Source organism: Sporosarcina sp. YIM B06819 (genome assembly GCF_033485175.1).
GTDB lineage: Bacteria > Bacillota > Bacilli > Bacillales_A > Planococcaceae > Sporosarcina.
Map to the genome: position 1 here is coordinate 91591 of NZ_JAWLIQ010000016.1, position 23050 is coordinate 114640.

Genomic DNA, 23050 nt, shown 5'->3' on the forward strand with positions numbered 1-23050 from the left:
TATACCAAGTTTGATTATTTGTATAACCTTTTATGTTGTACGTTATACAAAGCTTTGACAAGTGATTGTAACTCTGTTAATAATAGAGTTAGGAAATAGAAGGAATAGAACTGCAATGAATGGGGGAATAGTTTTGAATCGACTATTAAAGTGGGGAAGAAAGAGTACGGAAGAATCTGAGCCCTCCAAACGGTTTGAAAAGTCACTAGTAATTCCGAAGGTAGATTTGCATACATATCCGGAATTGAAAAAACAGATGGAACTAATAGGATTTACAGTGCAGGATATGGCGGTCGTAAAATCCTTTCAGCCCATAATAAAAGATGGAATCGATGAAATTACATCGGTTTTTTATGAAAAAGTATTAGCGGTGGAATCACTTCGCCTTATTATTGAACAACGTACGCAAGTAGATAGGTTGAGGCAATTGATAAAGAATTATATTATTGGAATATTCGATGGGGAAATAAACGAAGAAACCATTCAGAAAAAAATGCAAGTAGCACAAATGCATTTTAAAATCGGATTGGAGCCCAAATGGTATATGGGTGCCTTTCAGCAAATTCAAGAAGTAATTGTACGTTTAATTGCAAAAGAAATTAAATCTGCTGAACAGCGGGAGAAATCAATGTTAATTGTATCGAAGCTTATTAACTTTGAAATGCAGATAGTTTTGGAAGAATACGAAAAGGAAAATTTAAAGTTGCGTGAAACGCAGTATGAAATCGTCAAACTGGAGTTGAAAAGTCAAATTTCTTCAATAAGTGAAGACCTTGCAACCTTGACTGACGAGACGAGTACCTCTATCGAACATGTAGATGCAAATGCAAGTGGAATTCGTGAGAGCATTCATTCAAACGTGGAAAGTGTCAGCCGCATACAATCCGATGCAACTGCTGGGAACGACATGGTGCAACAATTGGAATCTCAAATGGAGTTTATTACGGGTGAAACGCGACATATGGGAGAAGTGGTTAGCCAGTTGAAAATTTCATCAAACCAAATTAGTAACATTATTGAAATGGTAAAACAAATTGCAGAACAAACAAACCTGTTAGCGTTGAATGCATCAATTGAAGCTGCGCGGGCAGGAGAATCTGGAAAAGGGTTTGCAGTTGTTGCACAAGAAGTTCGTAAGTTGGCAGAGCAATCCAGACAGTCTGTCGAGCAGATTACCGATCTTGTTCGAATTTCCACGGGATTGACTGACCAGGCGGTAAATACGATTGGAGAGGTTCAAAAAAGTGTAGCTATTGGGCTAGACAGCTCCATCCAAACACAGACAAAGTTCAATAAAATTCTCCACTCAATTGAAGAGAATAATCATCATATAAATCGAGTAGAAATAGATGTGACTGAACTAATTAAAGTCATTAAAGCAATTGGAAATGATACAAAAAAGGTAGCTACGACAGCAGAGAGCCTTCATCAAACAGCTCTACAATTATAATATAAGAAGGAAGTGAAAAAATGTTTTTAGCTTTAAATGAAATCAAGAAAAACAAATTACGATTTACATTGATCATTGGTGTTTTAATGCTTGTATCATATTTAGTATTCTTTCTATCAGGACTTGCGACAGGCTTGGAAAATTTGAATAGGGAATCGGTCGATAAGTGGGAAGCCACTGCAATTATATTGACTGAGGAATCCGATAAGAGTATGTACCAATCATCACTAACCATTGATGATGCAAGCGAAATCGATGCCAAAGAAATGGCTGTTATCGGTCAAATAAACGCTGTAGCAGGCAATGGTAAACAAAAAACTAATGTTTCGATCTTTGGGATAAATAAAGATGAATTCATTATGCCAAAAGTGACAGAAGGCGAAGTATTTGTAAAGGAAAATGAAGTCATCGCTAGTGATGCACTAAAAGATGAAGGCTTTAAAGTTGGTGATGAGTTGAACTTATCTTCATCTGCTGAAGTCCTAACAATTGTCGGATTCACAGACCAAGCGAGGTTTAATGCAGCTCCAGTTCTATATGGAGATTTGTCTACCTTCCATCGCGTGAAATTCGGTGAAGCGGCTGAGGTGAACAGAAATAGTATAAATGGAATAGTTATTCGAGGCGATTATACAAATATTTCTACGCCTGAATCACTAGAATCAATTGAAATCGAAACGTTCATACGCAGTTTACCAGGCTACACGGAACAAAGTTTGACACTAAACTTCATGATCTATTTCTTGTTTATTATTTCGGCGGTCATTGTAGCCATCTTCCTTTATGTTTTGACCGTCCAGAAAATTAGTATGTTTGGTGTGATGAAAGCACAAGGGATATCGAATGGCTATCTGTCACGTTCCGTCATTGCACAAACATTCCTATTAGCAGCAGTTGGTGTAGTAGTCGGTTTCATATTGACCTTAATCACCGGTGCATTTTTACCAAGTGCGGTACCAGTAGCGTTCAATCTTGTTACGATGTCCATCTACGGAATAGTTTTGATTGTAGTGGCGATAATGGGTGCGGTGTTCTCTGTTCTTACAATTGTTAGAATTGATCCATTGAAAGCGATAGGAGGATGAAAAATGGCAGTTTTAGAATTAAAACAAGTGAAAAAGACGTTTGGCAGTGGTCATAAACAAGTAGAAGCCATGAAGGAAACAAACTTCTCGGCAGACAAGGGAGAGCTAATTGCGATTATCGGTCCATCTGGGTCTGGTAAAAGTACATTCCTTACGATTGTCGGCGGGCTTCTGACACCTACTTCAGGTGCTGTCATCATTAATGATAAGAATCTAGTGGATTTAAATGAGAAAGAGCGTTCAAAAATAAGACTACAGGAAATTGGCTTCATTTTACAGGCTTCTAACCTGATCCCATTTCTGAAGGTTGCCAATCAGCTGAAACTATTGGATCAAGTAAAGAAAGGAAATATGACAAAATCCCAACTCGAAGAGCTATATGAGGACTTGGGGATTGGTGACTTACGAACTAAATACCCCGCAGATTTGTCTGGAGGGGAAAGGCAGCGGGTGGCAATTGCTAAAGCATTATACAGTAATCCTTCCATTATTTTGGCGGATGAACCAACAGCGTCTCTAGACTCTGATCGTGCCTATGAAGTAATGGAGCTATTGAAAAATGAAACGAAGAACAAGAACACCACCACTATTGTCGTCACACATGATATACGTCTGGTGGGTTATTGTGACAAGGTTTACAAAATGACGGATGGTGTACTGGTTCAAGAAAAATAAAGACGGTTATCTACTTAGAGGGATGAATGGATGCCTTATCATGAATGAAGGCATCCATTAATAGGAACGGTAAACATTTGGTGAGTGAGAAGCTTTAGGTTACTACTATTTGTATCAGGTGTACCTTTACTTGAAAAGGAATATAAGGTTCACTTTGAATTCGCTCATTATTTGTGGCGGACGAGTAAATTTGTCCCCATGAGACCAAAGAATATTGACTAAATGGGACATGCTACTCTTAACTGATATGAAGGATGAGTTGTAGTTGAAAAAAATAATCGTTTGGTTTAGAAAAGATTTACGGTTGCATGATAACCAACCATTGTGGGAAGCAGCTCAGCAAGGGACCATCATTCCGGTTTTTATCTGGTCAGAGGAAGAGGAGCGTGAATACGCTACAAGCGAAGCGGCTCGTTGGTGGCTTCATCATTCACTGATCGCTTTAGAAAAAGAACTTGAATCGCATGGTTTGAGCCTCATTTTTAGACGAGGCAATAGTCTTGAACAGCTCGCTTCCATTTGTGAGCAAACGAAAGCAGATGCTATCTTTTTTGGTGAACGATATGAGCCTTCTATAGTGAATAGAGATCGCACGATTGCTAATAAACTACTTTCATGCGTAAATGAAATTCGTTCGTTTTCGTCAAACTTATTGTTCACGCCCGGTGATTTATTGAACAAAAAAAATGAACCCTACAAGGTATTTACGTCGTTTTGGAAAAGAACGATGCGCGAATCTGTTACTCGACCACTTCCAATACCGGCCAGTATTGTTCCATACGGTAAAGAAATTCAATCTTTACGAGTAGAGGGGCTTGGATTGTTATCAAAAAACACCTATTATGAAAAGTTCCATATTTACTGGGAGCCCGGTGAAAAGGGGGCTATTACGAGATGGCACCAATTTGTGGATGAAGGGCTTAGCCACTACGGTGAAGAAAATGATATTCCTTCTGCCAATTCTGTTTCATTGTTGTCGCCTTATTTAGTGTGGGGAGACATTAGTGTCAGGTCAATCTGGCATGCAGCAAAGAGACTTCATGATGAGGATACGAAAGAATATATGCAATCATCCATCGCTGCATTTTTGAGGCAACTTATATGGCGTGAATTTGCTTACCACCAGCTCATTCATTTCCCTAAAATGCTCAATGACCCTTTACGTGAAAAGTTTAAAGGGTTTCCATGGCTAGGTTCTGATGAAGAATTGTCCAAATGGCAAAAAGGCTTGACGGGTTATCCGCTTGTCGATGCAGGGATGCGTGAATTATGGGAAACGGGTGTAATCCATAATCGGGTACGTATGGTTGTTGCTTCTTTCTTAGTTAAACACTTACTCGTTTCTTGGGTCGATGGATCAGAGTGGTTTCAAGAAACACTTGTTGATTTTGATCCGGCTAACAATGCAATGGGCTGGCAATGGGTGGCTGGATCAGGAATTGATGCAGCACCTTTCTTTCGAATATTTAATCCGATGTTACAAAGCCAAAAGTTTGATGCGGAAGGCATATATATCCGCAAGTGGATCCCAGAACTTAAACAATTGCCCAATAAATATATCCATGAACCTTGGAAGGCGCCTGGGAACATTCTTCTTGAATCTGGAATCGTGCTAGGGAAGACGTATCCACTTCCTATCATCGACCACTCCGTTGCTAGAATGCGTGCATTAGAAGCATATGCACAAGTCAAAAACAACGTATAAGGTGTATCCGCTGTCCTAAATAAAGGGAGGCGGATTTTTTTGTTTATCCACACAACGTCTAGTTTTTGAATATTGATGTGCTAGTTGTGTTTGATTAATCAAGATAGATGGCATTTTAAATTGGAGGATATTTTTTCTTGGTTTGAAACAAAGTTTACGGGCACAATACTAAGTGAAACACAAAAAGGAGTGATTTTGGTGGATATGAAGGATAATGTACAAAAAGAATTAGCCAAGATTAATGAAGAGACAAAAGATGGGATTTTAGAGAATTTCAATCAATTCAAGCAGTACCTAGCTGAAAAAATCGAGTTAGGGGAGAAAATGGGGTTAAGTGAAGAAAAGCTTGCAAAAACTACAGAATTGATTGCAAATTATCTCGCCAAGCATGAAGATCCACGTAATAGGGAAGAGAAAATATTAATGGAGCTTTGGAATTCCGGCTCAAAAGAGCAACAACATACACTGGCACACATGCTGTTAGAGATGGTAAGAAAAGCTTCATAGCATGGAAGCGTCCATTTATAAATTGCATGTACAATTGTAATGGAAAATCGATCTATTCATACATGAGGGCACCCCGCTTGTTAGTAACATCCTAACAAGTGGAGGTGCTTTTTTAGTAGAAGTTATCGCTGTTCACGTCAGTCATTCATCGCAGTAATAAAGCGTTTAACGCCTTCTTCGACGAGTTGACGTGGTGTTGCTACGTTCATACGTAGAAAACCACGTCCTGCTTCACCATACTTTGAACCTGGATCAAGCGCCAGTTTACCTTTCGTCAACAGCTTGTCCATGATGTCTTCTTCAGTAAGCCCCATATCGCGATAATCAATCCACAGTAGATACGTACCAGCCGGTTTAGCGATAGATAAGCCGGGAATTGCTGAAGTTAGTTCATGAATGGCATAGTCCATATTAGCGGATACTGTTGTCAATAATTCATCTAACCAAGGGCCGCCTTTTTGGTAGGCTGCACTAAACGCGGCAGCTGCAAATGGACTTAGATCCATCTGGCCATGTGCCATCGCATTCAATGATAATTGCTCCCGCACATTTTCATCTGTTGCGATCATCACTGCGGCTTGGATTCCAGCAAGATTAAATGTTTTTGTTGGCGCCACGCATGTGATAATACGTCCGGCTTCTACCCCCGCAAGCGTAGCTAGTGGGATATGCTGATTGCCAGGGAAAACAAGATCAGCGTGGATTTCATCAGATAATATAAGAACATCGTATTTGGTGCACAGCCTTATGATTTCTTGCAGTTCATCCTTTATCCAGACGATGCCTCCGGGATTATGGGGATTACATAAGATGAACAGTTTGACATTTTGCTGCAAGCATTTCTCGAATTCATCAAAGTTAATGGAATAATTTCCGTTGTCCTCCTGCATTACATACTCAACAATCGTGCGCTGTTGACGTGCTGGAACCTGAGAAAACGGTGGATAGACGGGTGAAGTAATAAGGATACCATCTCCTGCCTTTGTAAACGTTTCAACGACGGAAGCAATGGCTGGAACAACCCCATGATGAAAGAGCATCCAATCATTATTCGTTTGCCAGTTGTGACGTTCGGCTAGCCAAACACGAAGCGAATCTTTACAGCCTTCACACATATAAGAGTAGCCGAAAATAGGATGGTCAATACGCTCTTTCAATGCATGGGTTACTGCTTCAGGTGCGGCGAAATCCATATCGGCAATCCACATCGGTAAAATATCTGATGCATCTTCAATGTTATAAATTTTCTCCATCATGCTCCATTTGACAGAGCGGGTTTCTCGCCGTTCGATGACCTGTTCGAAAATACTCATGAGTATCCCTACTTTCCTTTTTTCTCTACTATGCTATCATAAATAAGACTAAAGAAAAATAAGGTGGCTTATCGTGGAATCAATCGAAATGAATAAAAAAGCTATTGCGCTGCTTGAACAATGGGATCCGTTTGAAGCGGGAGCAAAAGCATACCAACTCGAAATTGTTGATGTCATCTCAGAATTGCATCGTCTCGATCATCCAACAGACCTTGCTAAACGCATACGCGAAATTTATGAACATTCGTACGAGCTATGGATTCCCATTGAAAAATGCGTGAAAATTTCTTATAAGTTATTAGCGATTAAATACGAGGCGAAGTGTATCGTCTGAAAAGTAGAGCCGTACCTGCGAATGTCTGGGTATGGCTTTTTATATCTTGCGAGTGTCAGTCATTTAGGTGAAGAAGAATAGGAGGTATCATGAGGGTGAGTGTAAATATTAACGGTAAAAACGACACATTTATTGTTAGTAATAAACATGACAGTGAGCTGCACAATCATTTTTTTCTCTATGCTAACTCATAAATAGTATTAAATCCCCATGGAATTCCATGGGGATTTTCACATTAATTTGGGAATAGGCGGTATTGGAGTCATTAGACTGGTTATAAAGGAGTGCCTAATGTTATTATATAGCTTAGGTTAAATAGACCTACTAGACACTCTTGCTAGAAACTTTTGATACTTAGTGAAAGACTGAACAGCGCTCCTCCTTTGTCTTATCGCTCAGGCTTCCCTTGTAAGATGCCTTTGCTGGAGATTAGGTGGGAATCATAAATGCAGCTAAATAGTTTGCGAGCTCAAAACTTTGAAAAAGGCCTATGGATGAATACAGGAGGATTTATCGAGCGAAAAAGTGTTTGTTGAGCAAGTAGCGCTTTAATTCAGGCAGGTTGAAAAATATTGATGAGTTAGTAGAGTGAATAAAATTAAGGAAGGAAAGAAAAGAATGATTAACTTTAAAAGTATTAAAAGCAAGTTGTTATTTGCATTTTCAATCGTTATTATTCTAGTTATCCTATTGGGAATTTATAATATTTCTGTAATAATGAAGAGTAATAAAGAAGCAAGAAATATAGTAGAAAAAGAGCTTCCGGTGTTGATTGCTAACGAACAATTGGCGTTATCGATGGCAAATCGGATATCGACAGCCCGTGGGTATGTATTATTCGGCGGGGACTTCAGGGATCGCTTCGATGCATATACGGAACAAGGAAAGCAAAATGAAGCGGTGATTAGGGAAATCGAAGTCACTGAAGAATTTGATCAGCTGATTGAGCAGACGATAGCTTGGCGAAAACTGATCGCTACGGATGTATTTGATGAGTATGATAAAGGGAACAAAGAGGTGGCGCTTCGAAATTTGGATGCATCCGCCCCTATGGTTCGTGAAATCATGGCCGGTTATGAAAAAATGGCTAAAGATAGTGAAGCAACCATCAATGAGATTGAGCAAGGAGTTATGGCCAGAGGAGAAGCGACATTCCACATCGTGATAATCGTCACGATTTTAGTGATCTTACTCAGCGTGGTCATTGCTTTTCAGAGTGCCAATTCGATTACTAAACCGATAAAAAGAGTAATGGATCGAATGAATAAGATGGCGCAAGGTGATTTAAGTGGAGAGCCCCTTGAATCACAATCCAAAGACGAGGTGGGGCAACTTATCAATTCTACAAATGGGATGAATAACAATATTCGTCAGTTGTTAAATGAAATTAATAATGTTTCTGGATCCGTAACAGGTCAAAGCGAGGAGTTAATCCAGTCATCGAATGAGGTAAATGCAGCTGCGCATCAAATTGCGGTGACGATGCAAGAGTTGGCTATCGGCATTGAAGGGGAAGCCCGAAGTGCAAGTGAACTGGCAGCCACGATGGAGTCCTTTACAAGTAAAGTGGAAGAAGCGAATGAAAAAGGCGAGCATATCCAACGCTCTTCCAATGAAGTGCTGACGATGACCTCGCAAGGCAGTCAACTAATGGAATCTTCGAGCGACCAAATGGTTAAGATTGACCAAATTGTGCAGGAAGCAGTTCGGAAAATCCAAGGATTGGATGCACAGTCCCAAGAAATATCCAAACTGGTTGTCGTCATAAAGGATATCGCGGATCAAACAAATCTGTTGGCCTTAAATGCGGCTATTGAAGCCGCGAGGGCTGGCGAACATGGGAAAGGTTTTGCGGTTGTCGCAGAAGAAGTTAAAAAACTGGCAGAACAAGTTTCTGTTTCTGTTACTGACATTACAGGCATTGTAACGAGTATACAATATGAATCCAGTTCTGTAGCTGAATCGCTATTAGGCGGATATGTTGAAGTGGAAAGAGGAACAGAACAAATAAAAATTACGAGTAACACGTTCAACGGAATAACTAGAGCTGTTACAGAAATGGTGAATCATATTCAAATCGTTTCAGAGAACCTATCTGACATCGCGGCAAACAGTCAGGAGATGAGGGGATCCGTTGAGGAAATTGCGGCAATCTCCGAACAATCGGCTGCCGGTGTGGAACAAACCTCCGCTTCATCACAACAAACAAGTAGCTCGATGGAAGAAGTGGCGGGAAGTTCAGATCAACTTGCGAAATTAGCAGAGGAACTGAATGATTTAGTACACCAATTTAAACTGTAAATAAGAAGTATAGAAAAACCCATGGATTTCAAAATCCATGGGTTTTTCTATTAAGACACAAGCTCACTAATCCAAGTTGCGAAAATTACGATAATTGATGCAGGTGCTAATTGTACACGAATAAGCTTGAATGCCAAAGGACTTTCATTGATGTTGACAAGAACAGAACTTTTCCATTAATTCCTTTCAAAATCTGTGACATCCGCCGGAGGCTTCACTTGATTCAGCAGTAGAGATTCAGCCTACTGCTGAATCAAGTGAAACAAAACGGCACAAAGTTTCGTATCATCTACAGAAGCAAGGGGGCGAGGGGGCACCATGAACGATATTGACTTAATTAAAAAAGCGCAGCAAGGAGATCGGGCTGCTTATGGAGAGCTGATGAAGCTTCATTATTGGACGGTTGAGAAATTCGCCTATCAATGTGGTGTGCGGTTGGACGATATACCGGATGTGACGCAGGAAGTATTCATTAAATTGCACAGGTTTTTGCATCAATTCAATCACGACCGCTTTACGACCTGGCTGTATAAAATTACATTGAACGCAGCTCGTGATTATTACCGGAAAGAAAGTCGTGAGCGAGATAAACAACAAAAGGCCGTAGACAATACACAAATTACGGCTCAAGATTCCGCCGAGGCACAAGTTTTATTATTTGAAGAGGATCGTGAATTGCATGCGGCGATTATCCAACTGGATGAAAAATATCGACTACCACTGATTCTGTACTATTTTCAGGATCTATCCTATCAACAAATTGCAGATGTCTTGAACATTACGCTGTCTGCTGTGAAAACACGTTTACATCGTGCGAAAGACAGTTTAAAAAAAGTGATGGACAATAATGGAGGTGTGCGTCATGGCGAATAACGATTTCGATAAACGAATGGAATTTCTGAAAAAGTCTTATAATCGTCTGCCATCTTCCTTTGATCCTGAGGAAATCCTTCAGAAAATCGAAGAGGAGACGAATAATCCGGGAAAGAAGGAGCCTGCTGTTAGGAGAAAAAGCACATTACGCCACAAGGTAACGGTTTGGTCTGTCAGCATCGCAAGTGTGTTTTTGTTTGGCATTATTACGGCTTTGTTTATCACTGAACATAATGAGAAACTGGCTAGTGCTGCATATATTGAAAAGTTCCAACAGGACTATGCCATGGAACGCGAGAAGCAACGGGATATCTTGAAGTTGGAAGAAGACAATTTCGGCAAGTTGACGTTTGTTCAGGAGGCTGATGCGATTATTGATAATATTGCCGACGATAAGGAGCAAGCGGAAGCAAACTATGAACTTGCGCTATCGAGCTTGAAATTACCATCTAGCATGATGAAAGATATCGCAGATCAATCTTTAGTGGAAGATGAGCAGGCGAGTTTTGATTATCTCGATTCGTTTTTCGGAAAAATAAGGAGTCTCATCGCTATCTATGATGACATTTTGATGCAGAACCATCAGGCAATAGAAAGCTTTGAAATGGATCCTTCCATCGATAAGACCGCAGTAATGATGCTGAGTCCTGATACATTTCCAGAGGAACTTCAAAATATTATTGATACGATGCGCAAGCAATACATCGAACTGCATATGGAGAAAGACACTGGGGAAATTACGGCGCGCTATTATGCACCAAGGCTTGCTGAAAAGGTAAAGACTAAATTTCACCCGGCCACACGTGGTTATGCCACACTGGCACTTACGAGAGCAGGACAGTTGGAAGGTAGCGACTCTGATAGACGAGCAGAAATAGCAAATCAGTCAATTACATTACCAAATCAGCATTTTGAACAACAAGTAAAATCACTTTATGAGCAATTTAAAACTTCTCATGATAAAACCATCTTTAAAGGATTATCGTTAATTTATATGGCCGGCGTATTTAATTATGCCAACGATATGGAAGATCCTGAAACGATGTATTATTTAAGCCATAGTGATGATATCACAACTAACATTAACCAAGGCAGAGGCTATACGATAGAGGAATATATAACAAATTGGCGCAAAGGTAGGTCGCTTTTTAAGGATACGGAGCAAATCGTATTTTCTGGGGATTCATTGGAACAAGGTGCTCCTAGTGCACTATCTACTACTGTTCAAGTGAATCGCAAGGATGGATCTTCAGAGGATTTCTATTTTGTATGGGGGAACGGTCAGGAGTGGCAATTATTTATGCAGGGGTTAGAGCCATTACCCTCATCGTATAGTGAGCCAGAAATCCCAATGGATAAGGAATTTATGGCACGCGTCCATCGTGAGTACAAAGTGTACACCGAATCTAATTATCAATATGATTTGCCGGGAGTAGAAGCAGTAATAGTTGTCGGGCTCTATTTTTACGCAGCGGAAATCGGTGATTATGAAACACAGTATTCACTATATGTCCAAGGGGAATACGGACCACCTATTGACAAAGAAACATTTATCAAAGAGGCGGCGTTAAGTCCGACTGTCAAATTTGATGAAGTATATCAATCGATTTCATTCCAGGCAGATGGCAATTGGGACGGACTCGCTACACTGAATTTGAATCCTGAACATGATACTTATAACAGTAAAACACACTATTTTTCAATGTCGCATACGGATAGTGGTTGGCGCGTCAATTTCCTTCCGATGCAATGAGAAGAGTAAAGGAGGAAGTCTGTTAAATGTGAGACGATTTTGCTCCAAACCTCTAAACATGGTATAATTTTGATGGCCCTTGCGGCGACAGATATAATATCATAGTAGATTGGGAGCTGTTTCAAATGGCGAGAAAATATGAAGCTGGAGAAGAGCTTTCCGGCAAAGTAACAGGCATTCAACCGTATGGTGCATTTGTTGCACTTGATGAAGAAACACAAGGATTGGTCCACATTTCTGAAATCACATACGGTTTCGTGAAAGATATTAATGAATTTCTTTCAGTCGGTCAAGAAGTCAATGTGAAGGTGTTGGAAGTCGACGAACAAGCAGGGAAAATTAGCCTGTCAATCCGTGCGCTTCACGAAGCTCCACCATCGACAAAAAGAGATGACAATCCACGTAAATCATTGCAAGCACGCGTCAATGAGCGAGATGCAGATGGATTTAATTCATTGAAAGACAAATTGCAAGACTGGATCGAAAAATCCGGACAATAAAAAATAAGGGATTAGGCTTAGATGCCTAATCCCTTATTTTTTTATTTTCTTTAAACGATACTGCAAATTTTGCCGGCTCATACCTAGCGCATTCGCAGTCTTTGTTATATTGTCCTCATTTAGCTTCATGGCTTTGTGTAAATAATACACTTCCGCCTCACGTAAAAATTGGTCAAGGGGAAGCAATTCTTTATTTGGCTGAACAATAAAATCCGTAGCCTGCGTAGGTTCATCCGCGATAGCATTGCTTTTCATTCTAAAATGAAGCGGTAGCATATCGACTGTGACAACCGTTTCTAGGGTAGCAAGTGAAGAAATCTCATCAAGAAGAAACTCAAGCTCACGCATATTGCCAGGCCAGTCGTAGTTAAGGAAAAGCTGCTCTACTTCCGATTCAATCCCTTGCAATGTGGAGCCATAGCGCTCACTACGCCGGGTTAAATAAGCAGATATGAACGGCACGATATCCTCCTTACGCTTACGTAGAGGGGGAATCCGTACGGTAAACGATGCAAAGAAATAGTATAAGTCCTTCAATAGAGCACCGGAAGCAATCAATTCTACCGGGTCGTCCCCAATACTTGCGATAAATTGGCGGTTGCCAGCGGGTGTTTTTCTGAGAATTGCCAATAATTTTTGCTGCAATGAAATCGACAACAAGTCAATGCGCTCACAAAACAACGTGAAAGGCTCTGGGTCTTGTAAGTCCTCGCTTAAGCGTGCAATCAAAATAGGGTCTGAACTATGACAGAACAAGGTATAGAATAGACCATTGGAAGGCGACAATTCATTATGTATGCTTTCCGCGACAAGATCCTTGCCTGTTCCTGATTCGCCAATTAACAGGACGGGCAATTTTGCACGCACAGCTTTTTTAGCGGTCGAGATGACGGCTTTCATTGAGGGGGAGACGGCGATGATCTGATTGAACGTTACAGGATCACTATTTTTCCGATAAGGTTGCAAAACGAACTTTTCAAGAGCCGTTACATCACGAGCGAGTTCGACGGCACCAATGAGATTTGCGTCCTCGTAAATAGGGTAAGTATCATTGATGGTTGTAATTTCTGTCCCATTTCGATTCCAATACGTCTGTTTGACATTCAATTGTTCCTTGCCGCTTTGCAATACTTTTAACAACGTACTTTCTTGCTGATCAAAATTGAATAGCTCCAAAATCGAACGGTCGCCCACATCTTCGAGGGCAAGACCTTCAATTTCTTTCATCTTGTTATTATAAATGACAGTGCGACCATTTTGGTCGATGGCATGGATGCCAACGCCGGCGTGACCGACTGCAAACGTATAAAAGGGGAGGAGTGATTCATCGATATTTTTCAAAATAACCACCGTCCAATAAATTTTTTGTGAACAAATAATGAATAACACTTGAAATCTGCAACAATCTTTTGCATTATTATATATGTAATCAATTACTAAGTGCAAATAATTTTTGCGTTCTACTACAAAAGGAGGAACAACATGATTCCGTATAAACACGAACCGTTCACAGATTTTACTGTAGAAGAGAACAAACATGCTTTCCTTGAGGCGTTAAAAACAGTCGAAGGCTACCTTGGTCAAGACTATCCACTCATTATTGGTGGAGAGCGTATCATGACGGAAGATAAATTAGTATCAACAAACCCTGCAAACAAAGCAGAAATCATTGGATCAGTTTCGAAAGCGAGCAGAGATCTAGCTGAAAAAGCGATGACAGTTGCAGACGAAACATTCAATACATGGAAAAAAGTAAAACCTGAATTCCGTGCAGATGTCCTATTCAAAGCAGCTGCAATTATTCGTCGTCGTAAACACGAATTCTCAGCATTGCTAACAAAAGAAGCTGGGAAGCCTTGGAATGAAGCGGATGCAGATACAGCTGAAGCAATCGACTTCCTAGAATTCTATGCACGCAAAATGCTTGAACTGAAAAATGGTATTCCAGTTGAAAGTCGTCCGGGGGAGTACAATCGTTTTGACTACATTCCACTTGGTGTAGGTGTTGTCATCTCTCCTTGGAACTTCGCATTTGCAATCATGGCTGGAACAACAGTGGCAGCACTTGTAACAGGTAACACGGTTCTTCTAAAACCAGCATCTACAACACCTGTTGTAGCTTACAAGTTCCTCGAAGTTCTTGAAGAAGCAGGTATGCCTGCTGGTGTTGTTAACTACATCCCGGGATCTGGCGCTGAAGTGGGAGACTACCTTGTCGATCACCCAAGAACGCGTTTCATCTCCTTCACGGGTTCACGTGAAATTGGAACACGCATTTACGAACGTGCAGCAATCGTTAACGAAGGCCAAATCTGGTTGAAACGCGTTATCGCTGAAATGGGCGGTAAAGATACAATCGTTGTCGACAATGACGCAGATCTTGAGCTTGCAGCACAATCTATCGTTAAATCTGCATTCGGCTTCAGCGGACAGAAATGTTCAGCTTGTTCTCGTGCAGTGATTCACGAAGACGTTTATGACCAAGTCGTGGCACGCGTTGAGGAATTGACAAATGCATTGACATACGGCGATCCAGCAGATCAGTCAAACTTCACTGGCCCTGTTATTGACCAAGCTTCTTTCGATAAAATCATGAGTTACATTGAAATTGGTAAACAAGAAGGTCGCGTCATCGCTGGCGGAACTGGCGACAGTTCAAAAGGCTTCTTCGTAGCACCGACAGTTATTGCGGATCTTGATCCAAAAGCGCGCGTGATGCAAGAAGAAATCTTTGGCCCAGTTGTCGGCTTAACAAAAGCGAAAAGCTTTACAGAAGCAATTGAAATTGCTAACAACACAGATTACGGTCTAACTGGTGCGGTCATTACAAATAACCGTTTCCATATCGAACAAGCACGTGAAGATTTCCATGTAGGAAACTTATACTTCAACCGTAATTGCACAGGCGCAATCGTTGGTTACCAACCATTTGGTGGCTTTAACATGTCTGGAACAGACTCAAAAGCAGGCGGCCCAGACTACCTACAACTTCATATGCAAGGTAAAACAACGTCAGAGACGTTTTAATTTGAATCAGCAGAAGTTCCTGCTGATTCAAATTACGCCGAGGCGTAATTGATTTAATTCAAAATAAAAAAACAGACCTATCCATGCGGTAGGTCTGCCATTACATAACCTACAAAAGGGGAGGAAAATGTATGTCAGTATCAGAAACAGTGATCGTTCAGACGGAGAAATTTGGGGCGAATAACTATCATCCGCTACCAATCGTTATTTCAGAAGCACAAGGGGTTTGGGTGAAAGATCCAGAAGGTAATAAATACATGGATATGCTATCTGCTTATTCAGCTGTTAACCAAGGCCATCGTCATCCAAAAATTATTCAAGCATTAAAAGACCAAGCCGATAAAGTGACATTGACTTCACGTGCATTCCACAACGACCAACTTGGGCCATGGTACGAAAAGATTTGTCAACTATCCGGCAAAGAAATGGCACTTCCGATGAACACGGGCGCGGAAGCTGTTGAAACCGCTGTCAAGGCAGCACGTCGTTGGGCTTATGATGTCAAAGGAGTTGCAGAAGGCCAAGCAGAAATCATTGCATGTATCGGTAACTTCCACGGTCGTACAATGACGGCTGTATCCTTATCTTCAGAAGCAGAATACAAGCGTGGATTTGGTCCGATGCTTCCAGGCATTGATTTGATCCCATACGGCGACATCGCGGCACTTGAAGCAGCAATCACGCCAAATACAGCTGCATTCTTAATCGAACCGATTCAAGGGGAAGCAGGAATCATTATTCCACCAACGGGCTTTATGAAAGCTGCTCGCGACCTTTGTAAGGAACATAATGTTCTATTCATTGCTGACGAAATCCAGGCAGGCCTATGCCGTACTGGGAAAATGTTTGCTTGTGAATGGGAAGATATGAATCCGGATATGTACATCCTTGGTAAAGCTTTGGGCGGCGGCGTATTCCCGATTTCTTGTGTCGTAGCAGACAAAGAAATTCTTGGCGTCTTCAATCCTGGCTCACACGGTTCAACATTCGGTGGTAACCCAATGGCATGTGCAGTTTCTATCGCTTCTCTAGAAGTGCTAGAAAAAGAGGAACTAGCGAAGAATTCACTTGAACTAGGAAACTATTTCATGGAAGAGCTAAAGAAAATTGCCCACCCGTCGATTAAAGAAGTAAGAGGACGCGGATTGTTCATCGGTGTTGAACTGACAGAAGCGGCACGCCCATATTGTGAGGCGTTCAAAGAACTCGGTCTACTCTGTAAAGAAACGCACGATACAGTGATCCGTTTTGCACCACCACTCATCATCACAAAAGAAGAGTTGGATTGGGCGCTCGAAAGAATTAAAAAAGTTTTCGCATAAGATCTATTACAACTTGGCGTAATTGCTAGAAAAATTTGTGACACCCGCCGGAGGCATTAATTTATTTCAGCTTTGCTGAAGTAAATTAAATAATATCTGCAAAAAGCTTGTCCAATATGTTACAATGTATACAAACAAAACACATTATGAATCAAAGAGGCGAACCGTAAAAATGACTGAAAACCTGAATCTGTTTACGTCTACACAAGATGTCATTAAAGATGCACTTGAGAAATTAGGCTATGATGAAGGAATGTACGAACTTTTAAAAGAACCACTTCGTATGGTCGAAGTCCGTATTCCAATCCGTATGGATGATGGCAAAGTGAAAGTTTTCAAAGGCTACCGTGGACAGCATAATGATGCTGTTGGACCAACAAAAGGCGGCGTTCGTTTCCACCCGGAAGTGACAGCTGAAGAAGTAAAAGCACTTTCGATGTGGATGACATTGAAAGCTGGTATCGTTGACCTGCCATACGGCGGTGGTAAAGGTGCAATCATCTGTGATCCGCGCGAAATGTCAATGGGCGAACTTGAGCGATTAAGCCGTGGATACGTCCGTGCGCTAAGCCAAGTAATGGGACCAGCAAAAGATATTCCAGCTCCAGACGTCTTCACAAATGCGCAAATCATGGCATGGATGATGGATGAATATAGTCGAATTGATGAATTCAACTCACCGGGCTTCATTACAGGGAAACCAATTGTTCTCGGTGGTTCACAAGGACGCGACCGCGCAACTGCGGAAGGTGTAACAATCATCATCGAAGAAGCGGCAAAACGTCGTGGAATTGATATGAAAGGTGCACGTATCGTAATCCAAGGATTTGGAAATGCGGGAAGCTTCCTATCTAAGTTCCTTCATGATGCGGGTGCGAAAGTAATCGGAATTTCCGATGCTTACGGTGCTCTTCATGATCCTGATGGACTAGATATTGATTATCTTTTAGATCGTCGTGATAGCTTCGGAACAGTAACAACACTTTTCGACAACACGATTACGAACCAAGAATTGCTTGAACTGGATTGCGATATTTTAGTGCCAGCAGCAATTGCCAACCAAATTACAGAGAAAAATGCACATAACATCAAAGCTAAAATCGTTGTTGAAGCTGCAAATGGTCCAACAACTTCTGAAGGAACAAAAATCCTAACGGAGCGTGGAATTCTTCTTGTTCCCGATGTTCTTGCTAGTGCTGGCGGTGTAACAGTTTCTTACTTTGAGTGGGTCCAAAATAACATGGGTTACTACTGGACGGAAGAAGAAGTTCGTGAAAAAATGACGAAAAAAATGGTTGACGCATTTGAAAACGTTTATACGGTCGCTGAAACACGTAATATTGATATGCGTCTAGCTGCATATATGATTGGTGTTCGTAAAACAGCGGAAGCATCTCGTTTCCGTGGTTGGGCTTAACAGAATAAAAAAGGAATGAACTGCAAATCCTTTTTTATTCCGTGCCTCCGGCGCGTTTGATTTTAAATAAAAAGGCATCTCCCGTTACTAGCGGGAGATGCCTTTTATACTTCTTTAGGTGTAGGCATTCGGATATCATCACGATCGCGCTGATAGTCAAATAGAATCCCGAGATTAATCAGCCCTGAAATACCGATAACTACATAAATGAAGCGTGCCAGTGGTTCTGCGGATCCGCCAGCCATCTGAGCAACGACATCAAAACGAAATATACCTGCAACACCCCAGTTGAGTGCACCGATAATGGTTATAGCGAGTGCTATTTTTTGAAAAATTCCCATCTATTCGCACCTCCTAGGCTTACTATTCCCAGCTGTTTTTTTTTCATACCTGCGTCATTAGTTTTGCAAAACAGCTATCGGTCTAAGATAATGAAGAGACAAGAAGGAGGCAATATTAATGAATAAATTCGAATTTTATAATCCGGTCAAGCTTATTTTTGGAAAAGGTCAATTGCAAAAGTTATCAACAGAGTTAGGAAACTACGGAAAAAGGGTACTTGTTGTTTATGGTGGTGGCAGTATTAAGCGCAATGGTCTGTATGATGAAGTAATGACCATTTTACATGACCGAGGTATGGAAGTGCATGAACTGTCGGGAGTGGAACCGAATCCGCGTGTATCAACAGCACGAAAAGGTGCAGCGATTTGTAAGGAACACGGCATCGATTTCATCTTGGCAGTTGGTGGTGGATCGGTGATTGATTGTACAAAACTAATTGCAGTCGCTGCGAAATACGAGGGGGACGCATGGGATTTTGTTACGGGAAAAGCTTCTCCTAAGGATGCACTACCATTTGGCACGATTTTGACGCTTGCGGCAACAGGTTCTGAAATGAATAGAGGGTCAGTCATAACGAATGAGGAAACACAAGAGAAATATGGTTGGGGCAGTCCATTTAATTATCCTAAATTCTCTATTCTGGATCCGACCTATACGCTGTCAGTCCCGAAAGACCAAACTGTCTACGGAATTGTCGATATGATGTCGCATGTTTTTGAACAATACTTTCATAACGCTACCAATACGCCTGTTCAGGATGAATTATGTGAAGGGGTTTTGCGTGCCATCATGGAAGCAGGACCTAAACTTGTTGAAAACTTGGATGATTATGATCTGCGGGAAACGATTTTATTCGCAGGAACATGGGGCTTAAACGGTTTTCTGCAAATGGGCTATAACGGTGACTGGGCATCGCATGATATTGAGCACGCGGTATCTGCGGTCTATGATATCCCGCATGCGGGTGGACTTGCAATACTATTCCCTCATTGGATGCGCCATAATGTCAACGTCAATGCTGCGCGATTTGCAAAACTGGCGGTCAATGTCTTTGGGGTTAATCCGGCAGGGAAGAATGACGAGGAAATCTCATTTGAAGGGATTGCTAACCTGAGAACGTTCTGGACATCTATAGGTGCACCGGAAACGCTAGGGGATTATAATATTGACGATTCAAAACTTGTGCTCATGGCTGAAAAAGCAACGGTCAATGGCTCGCTTGGCAATTTTGCTAAGTTAGATAAAGATGATGTATTAGCTATTTTGAAAGCTTCATTATAAAAGAAATGGAAAACGTCACGCTAGGAGATTCCCTCCTTCGTGACGTTTTTTTATTATTTAGGTAGTTTGGAACTAAATTGCTTAACTACTTTTGGGGGATTTTCTTTCTTCCAGGTTGAAACACCATCGTCTTCATCAAAAGAAATGAGAACTTCCCGAACACCTTTTTGTTGAAGGATAAGATCCAATAGCCGGTCTCGAATATCATCAACATAGGCAACTGTGTGAGAAGGGTCCACTTCCGCAACTACTTCAACATGAAGAAATTCCCCTTCTTTAACGACTTCAACGCGTTGGATATCTTTCACATCGGGGTCTTCTGCGACAAGATGGGCAATATGTGTGAGCATTTCTTCATCTGTTTCCCCAATTGCACCGCGAGCGTTTTCCAGAAATACTTTACCAACAACGTAAAACATCATTAATCCAATTAGGACAGAAGCAATTCCTTCTGCGATAAGTATTCCAAAGAAATGGGCGAATAGGACGGCGACAAAAGCAAGGACACCACCCATTGTGGCAACCAAGTCTTCCATAAATACAAGTTTTGTCGCCGGTTTTGCCCGATTGAGATGCTTAAAACTTATCGTAAGCGGCGCAAGGCCACCTTTTTGAATACCTGCGTCATGCAAAATTTCTTTTCCGGCTTTATATAAAACAAAAGATTCAAGGACAATTGCACTTCCAAGAACAGAGAGGTTAAGTATCAATCCACTCGATTCAACGGGATTTAGGATATGATGCCATCCACCAATAACTGCCTCGTAGGACATAATGGCGACAACAATGACTGCGCCCAAACAAACTAAGTTGACGACACGACCAAATCCGTTCGGAAATTTGGCCGTCGGCGCTTTTTTGGATAGGGCAGACCCAATATAGACAAAGAATTGGTTGGCGGCATCACCGAGAGAATGCAACATTTCCGCGAACATGGCGATATTGCCGGTTAGGAAGAAGGCAACGGCTTTCATAATGGCGATTACTGTATTGACGATTGCTGCGAGTAGGGAAGGTTTGTTACCTTCTTTTAAGAGTGTGAGTATTTCTTTCATTATTTTCCTCCGTTATTGAAAGATTTCTATTTCGACCGATTCGACATAAGGAAGCGTCGTTAACTCAATATACAATTTTGTAGTAGGCTTTTTAGGAAGTGCAGAAAGTCGGAAATCAAGTTCATGATGCAATTGGTTACTGCCTGTCGTGATTTGACGAATTCGCAAATTCTCGATGATCATGCCTTCCGTTTTTAAATAAGCAATGAGATCTTCGATTTTTGCTTTATCCGATAAAACAAAAATGAAGGCTGCTTCCTTTGTACGAAGTCGTTTTGGGCCAAATTTGCCGAGTGCGGGTGCGATTACTTCGATAACAAACATGACACTTAGAACTGTGAAGGCTGCTTCAATATAAAAACCTGCTCCGACCGCAATCCCAATACTGGCTGCACCCCAAATCATCGCCGCAGTTGTCAGACCAGTAATATTATCATTATCTCTCCGTAATATAGCTCCGGCGCCAAGAAAACCAATTCCGCTCACGATTTGTGCAGCAAGGCGGAGGGGATCCATTGTTACGTTAATATCGGTGCGTGCAGGCACTAGATAGGCGGCTTCTATGGAGACAATTGTTAGCAGGCAGCTAAAAGTCGAGATAACTGCACTCGTCTTCAATCCAATCGGTTTCTTCTTTATTTCCCTCTCTACACCAATTACTAAACTTAATGCAAGTGCAAGAAGAATTTTAATTAATACTTCGGGATACATCGCTTCATTCGCAATCCAATCCATTACCCTGCCTCCCCGAATGTCGTAATGTCCTTTCAACTTAACCATGTTATACTAATTACTATTCTTATTGCCATAAACAACAAGAATCTAACCTAACTCCTATTGAAAGAGATGTGTAGTAAATGGAAAAACCTGCGATTCATCCTTATATTCCGATAATCATTGGCGTAATATCCGTAGCCCTATCCGCGATCTTCGTCAAACTTGCAACAGCTGATGCAGGAGTAATTGCTTTTTATCGAATGTTTTTCTCTGTTGTCCTTATGTTGCCGATTTTTCTGTTGAAATACCGGAAAGAAGTTCTGACCCTTGGCAAAAAGGATTGGATTTTTTCCGCGATTGCAGGCGTGTTTTTAGCATTTCACTTTATTCTATGGTTTGAATCATTAAATTACACCTCAGTAGCCAGTTCAACTGTACTAGTTACTTTGCAACCGATATTCGCCTTCGTCGGAACCTATTTCTTCTTTAAAGAGAAACTGTCATTTAAAACGATACTATCTGCGGTTATTGCAATCACGGGAAGTGTGATCATTAGCTGGGGAGATTTCAAACTAAGTGGCACTGCTTTTTATGGAGACATGTTAGCACTTGTAGGCTGTGCACTCATTACGGCTTATCTTTTGTTTGGTCAAGATGTGCGAAAACGACTATCTCTTATTACTTATACGTTTGTTGTGTACTCCATAAGCACAATCACATTATTTTTCTATGTCCTCATTAAAGGGGAGTCATTCGGTCCTTATCAAGGATCTGATTGGTTCTGGTTTTTCATGCTCGCACTCATACCGAATTTATTAGGCCATACATTATTCAACTGGGCTATCAAATGGGTAAGCACCAATGTTATATCCATTGCAATCCTATTCGAACCTGTCGGAGCAGCAATCTTGGCGTTCTATGTCTTCAATGAAACATTAGTTACGTCTCAAATTCTTGGCGGTTTGGTTGTAATAGCGGGGATATTGCTGTTTGTCATCGATGGAAATAAATTGCGAGAAAAACTTTTTTCAAAAAAGGCTTGATTTTCTATAACATTGTATTGTATATTAGTACATGTCCTCCGGGAACGAGAAACAACGAAAAAGAAATTGAAATTAGTTGTTGACTCGTTCAGGAAGAGATGTTATAGTAATAAACGTCGCTTCTCAAGTTTCGAAAAACAACGAAAAAGAAATTGAAATTAGTTGTTGACATGAGGAACACAACTTGATACAATGTAAAGGTTGCTAACGAAATAATGGCAACAAACAAGATCGACATGAACCTTGAAAACTGAACAGCAAAACGTCAATGAAATATAGCGAGAGTGCTTAACGCATTCGAGCAAAACGTTTCTAAGTAAATCGATTTCCGTCGAATGAACAGAAACACA

20 protein-coding genes and 1 pseudogene are annotated in these 23050 nt (G+C 41.1%); 16 read left to right on the forward strand and 5 right to left on the reverse strand.

From position 1 onward, the window contains the following. The first annotated feature begins 133 nt into the window (after positions 1 to 133). From R2B72_RS12400 to R2B72_RS12425, 6 genes and pseudogenes are all read left to right on the forward strand, one after another. On the forward strand, positions 134 to 1450 hold the full coding sequence (locus R2B72_RS12400; RefSeq protein WP_318616900.1) for a globin-coupled sensor protein: 1317 nt from the start codon (positions 134 to 136) through the stop codon (positions 1448 to 1450). 20 nt (positions 1451 to 1470) lie between these two features. After that, on the forward strand, positions 1471 to 2535 hold the full coding sequence (locus tag R2B72_RS12405; RefSeq protein WP_318616901.1) for an ABC transporter permease: 1065 nt from the start codon (positions 1471 to 1473) through the stop codon (positions 2533 to 2535). A 3-nt stretch (positions 2536 to 2538) separates the two neighbouring features. Continuing rightward, the gene (locus R2B72_RS12410) at positions 2539 to 3210 is read left to right on the forward strand and encodes an ABC transporter ATP-binding protein (RefSeq protein WP_318616902.1); all 672 of its coding nucleotides are present in this window, start codon (positions 2539 to 2541) and stop codon (positions 3208 to 3210) included. Positions 3211 to 3309: 99 nt separating this feature from the next. Next, positions 3310 to 3432: pseudogene (locus R2B72_RS12415) on the forward strand (hypothetical protein); the annotation flags it as partial. A gap of 43 nt (positions 3433 to 3475) precedes the next feature. Then, on the forward strand, positions 3476 to 4915 hold the full coding sequence (locus R2B72_RS12420; RefSeq protein WP_318616903.1) for a deoxyribodipyrimidine photo-lyase: 1440 nt from the start codon (positions 3476 to 3478) through the stop codon (positions 4913 to 4915). Between the two features lie 90 nt (positions 4916 to 5005). Next, a complete protein-coding gene (locus R2B72_RS12425) occupies positions 5006 to 5422 on the forward strand; it encodes a DUF3243 domain-containing protein (protein WP_318616904.1) in 417 nt (138 codons plus the stop codon). 137 nt (positions 5423 to 5559) lie between these two features. Here the strand turns inward: R2B72_RS12425 and R2B72_RS12430 are convergent, their stop codons facing one another. Next, positions 5560 to 6735, reverse strand: a complete 1176-nt coding sequence (locus R2B72_RS12430; protein ID WP_318616905.1) for a MalY/PatB family protein — start codon at positions 6733 to 6735, stop codon at positions 5560 to 5562. 73 nt (positions 6736 to 6808) lie between these two features. On the opposite strand from R2B72_RS12430, the gene R2B72_RS12435 reads away from it, so the two are divergent. The 5 genes from R2B72_RS12435 to yugI all read left to right on the forward strand — a co-directional run bounded on the left by R2B72_RS12435 (position 6809) and on the right by yugI (position 12496). Next, positions 6809 to 7069 (forward strand): DUF1871 family protein, encoded by a 261-nt coding sequence (locus R2B72_RS12435; RefSeq protein ID WP_318616906.1) that lies wholly within the window; start codon positions 6809 to 6811, stop codon positions 7067 to 7069. 588 nt (positions 7070 to 7657) lie between these two features. Then, positions 7658 to 9370: a methyl-accepting chemotaxis protein gene (locus R2B72_RS12440; protein WP_318616907.1), complete on the forward strand. Its 1713-nt coding sequence runs from the start codon at positions 7658 to 7660 to the stop codon at positions 9368 to 9370. Positions 9371 to 9688: 318 nt separating this feature from the next. Further along, positions 9689 to 10243 carry an RNA polymerase sigma factor gene (locus R2B72_RS12445; RefSeq protein ID WP_318616908.1) on the forward strand — a complete coding sequence of 185 codons (555 nt, stop codon included), beginning with the start codon at positions 9689 to 9691 and terminating at the stop codon, positions 10241 to 10243. Next, positions 10233 to 11996: a hypothetical protein gene (locus R2B72_RS12450; RefSeq protein WP_318616909.1), complete on the forward strand. Its 1764-nt coding sequence runs from the start codon at positions 10233 to 10235 to the stop codon at positions 11994 to 11996. Before R2B72_RS12445 ends, R2B72_RS12450 begins: the two co-directional genes overlap by 11 nt. Positions 11997 to 12121: 125 nt before the next feature. Beyond that, positions 12122 to 12496, forward strand: a complete 375-nt coding sequence (yugI, locus tag R2B72_RS12455) for a S1 domain-containing post-transcriptional regulator GSP13 (protein ID WP_318616910.1) — start codon at positions 12122 to 12124, stop codon at positions 12494 to 12496. A gap of 33 nt (positions 12497 to 12529) precedes the next feature. On the opposite strand, the gene R2B72_RS12460 is transcribed toward yugI, so the two are convergent. After that, positions 12530 to 13837 (reverse strand): sigma 54-interacting transcriptional regulator, encoded by a 1308-nt coding sequence (locus R2B72_RS12460; RefSeq protein ID WP_318616911.1) that lies wholly within the window; start codon positions 13835 to 13837, stop codon positions 12530 to 12532. Positions 13838 to 13978: 141 nt separating this feature from the next. Between R2B72_RS12460 and pruA the strand changes: the two genes are divergently transcribed. The 3 genes from pruA to R2B72_RS12475 all read left to right on the forward strand — a co-directional run bounded on the left by pruA (position 13979) and on the right by R2B72_RS12475 (position 18262). Then, positions 13979 to 15523: an L-glutamate gamma-semialdehyde dehydrogenase gene (gene pruA, locus R2B72_RS12465; RefSeq protein ID WP_318616912.1), complete on the forward strand. Its 1545-nt coding sequence runs from the start codon at positions 13979 to 13981 to the stop codon at positions 15521 to 15523. Between the two features lie 131 nt (positions 15524 to 15654). Continuing rightward, positions 15655 to 16845, forward strand: coding sequence for an ornithine--oxo-acid transaminase (locus R2B72_RS12470; protein WP_318616913.1), 1191 nt, complete (start codon positions 15655 to 15657; stop codon positions 16843 to 16845). A gap of 172 nt (positions 16846 to 17017) precedes the next feature. Then, positions 17018 to 18262: a Glu/Leu/Phe/Val dehydrogenase gene (locus tag R2B72_RS12475; protein WP_318616914.1), complete on the forward strand. Its 1245-nt coding sequence runs from the start codon at positions 17018 to 17020 to the stop codon at positions 18260 to 18262. Positions 18263 to 18366: 104 nt separating this feature from the next. Here R2B72_RS12475 and R2B72_RS12480 read toward each other — a convergent pair whose 3' ends face one another. Next, on the reverse strand, positions 18367 to 18603 hold the full coding sequence (locus tag R2B72_RS12480; RefSeq protein WP_318616915.1) for a DUF378 domain-containing protein: 237 nt from the start codon (positions 18601 to 18603) through the stop codon (positions 18367 to 18369). 118 nt (positions 18604 to 18721) lie between these two features. On the opposite strand from R2B72_RS12480, the gene R2B72_RS12485 reads away from it, so the two are divergent. Then, positions 18722 to 19885: an iron-containing alcohol dehydrogenase gene (locus R2B72_RS12485; protein ID WP_318616916.1), complete on the forward strand. Its 1164-nt coding sequence runs from the start codon at positions 18722 to 18724 to the stop codon at positions 19883 to 19885. Between the two features lie 53 nt (positions 19886 to 19938). On the opposite strand, the gene R2B72_RS12490 is transcribed toward R2B72_RS12485, so the two are convergent. Beyond that, positions 19939 to 20940: a cation diffusion facilitator family transporter gene (locus tag R2B72_RS12490; RefSeq protein WP_318616918.1), complete on the reverse strand. Its 1002-nt coding sequence runs from the start codon at positions 20938 to 20940 to the stop codon at positions 19939 to 19941. A 12-nt stretch (positions 20941 to 20952) separates the two neighbouring features. Next, a complete protein-coding gene (locus R2B72_RS12495) occupies positions 20953 to 21675 on the reverse strand; it encodes an MgtC/SapB family protein (RefSeq protein ID WP_318616919.1) in 723 nt (240 codons plus the stop codon). Positions 21676 to 21797: 122 nt separating this feature from the next. On the opposite strand from R2B72_RS12495, the gene R2B72_RS12500 reads away from it, so the two are divergent. Beyond that, complete coding sequence (locus R2B72_RS12500; protein WP_318616920.1) at positions 21798 to 22700, forward strand: DMT family transporter; 903 nt, start codon at positions 21798 to 21800, stop codon at positions 22698 to 22700. Positions 22701 to 23050: the final 350 nt, after the last annotated feature.

Excerpts from the sequence above, each read along its gene's own strand:
- R2B72_RS12490 (WP_318616918.1), bottom strand. The coding sequence starts at position 20,940 with ATGAAAGAAATACTCACACTCTTAAAAGAAGGTAACAAACCTTCCCTA.
- R2B72_RS12445 (WP_318616908.1), top strand. The coding sequence starts at position 9,689 with ATGAACGATATTGACTTAATTAAAAAAGCGCAGCAAGGAGATCGGGCT.
- R2B72_RS12470 (WP_318616913.1), top strand. The coding sequence starts at position 15,655 with ATGTCAGTATCAGAAACAGTGATCGTTCAGACGGAGAAATTTGGGGCG.
- pruA (WP_318616912.1), top strand. The coding sequence starts at position 13,979 with ATGATTCCGTATAAACACGAACCGTTCACAGATTTTACTGTAGAAGAG.
- R2B72_RS12405 (WP_318616901.1), top strand. The coding sequence starts at position 1,471 with ATGTTTTTAGCTTTAAATGAAATCAAGAAAAACAAATTACGATTTACA.
- yugI (WP_318616910.1), top strand. The coding sequence starts at position 12,122 with ATGGCGAGAAAATATGAAGCTGGAGAAGAGCTTTCCGGCAAAGTAACA.
- R2B72_RS12430 (WP_318616905.1), bottom strand. The coding sequence starts at position 6,735 with ATGAGTATTTTCGAACAGGTCATCGAACGGCGAGAAACCCGCTCTGTC.
- R2B72_RS12450 (WP_318616909.1), top strand. The coding sequence starts at position 10,233 with ATGGCGAATAACGATTTCGATAAACGAATGGAATTTCTGAAAAAGTCT.
- R2B72_RS12500 (WP_318616920.1), top strand. The coding sequence starts at position 21,798 with ATGGAAAAACCTGCGATTCATCCTTATATTCCGATAATCATTGGCGTA.
- R2B72_RS12410 (WP_318616902.1), top strand. The coding sequence starts at position 2,539 with ATGGCAGTTTTAGAATTAAAACAAGTGAAAAAGACGTTTGGCAGTGGT.
- R2B72_RS12495 (WP_318616919.1), bottom strand. The coding sequence starts at position 21,675 with ATGGATTGGATTGCGAATGAAGCGATGTATCCCGAAGTATTAATTAAA.
- R2B72_RS12485 (WP_318616916.1), top strand. The coding sequence starts at position 18,722 with ATGAATAAATTCGAATTTTATAATCCGGTCAAGCTTATTTTTGGAAAA.
- R2B72_RS12475 (WP_318616914.1), top strand. The coding sequence starts at position 17,018 with ATGACTGAAAACCTGAATCTGTTTACGTCTACACAAGATGTCATTAAA.
- R2B72_RS12480 (WP_318616915.1), bottom strand. The coding sequence starts at position 18,603 with ATGGGAATTTTTCAAAAAATAGCACTCGCTATAACCATTATCGGTGCA.